The organism is Bradyrhizobium sp. SRL28 (assembly GCF_018596315.1).
GTDB lineage: Bacteria > Pseudomonadota > Alphaproteobacteria > Rhizobiales > Xanthobacteraceae > Bradyrhizobium.
The window spans coordinates 1-494 of sequence record NZ_JAHEAG010000221.1; the positions used below are offsets into that span (position 1 = coordinate 1).

Genomic DNA, 494 nt, shown 5'->3' on the forward strand with positions numbered 1-494 from the left:
CAGAACGCCTTCACCTCGGTCGACACCACCGGCTACATCCAGCGCGTGCCGCGCGAGCAGCTTCCTGCCATGATGGAGTTCGAGGCCGACCGCATGACCGGCCTCATCCTCAAGGACGAGAACGTGCTGCCCGAGCGTGACGTCGTGCTGGAAGAATACAACATGCGCGTCGCCAACGAGCCGGACGAGCGGCTGACCGAGCAGATCATGGCCGCGCTCTACCTCAACCACCCCTACGGCCGCCCGGTGATCGGCTGGCACCAGGAGATCGAAAAGCTCGACCGCGAGGATGCGCTCGCGTTCTACAAGCGCTTCTACGCCCCGAACAACGCAATCCTGGTCATCGCCGGCGACGTCGACGTCAAGGACATCCGCCCGCTGGTGGAGAAGAACTTCGGTCCGATCCCGGCGCAGCACGCGATCCCCGAGAAGCGCATCCGGCCGCAGGAGCCGATGCCGGCGGCGCCGCGCACCGTGACGCTGTCGGATCCGCT

General features: G+C 66.2%; 1 protein-coding gene. It reads left to right on the forward strand.

Going from position 1 to position 494, the window contains the following annotated elements; all coding sequences use genetic code 11:
* A partial coding sequence (locus KIP88_RS46080) for a pitrilysin family protein (protein WP_214494663.1) occupies positions 1-494 on the forward strand: 494 nt, incomplete at both ends.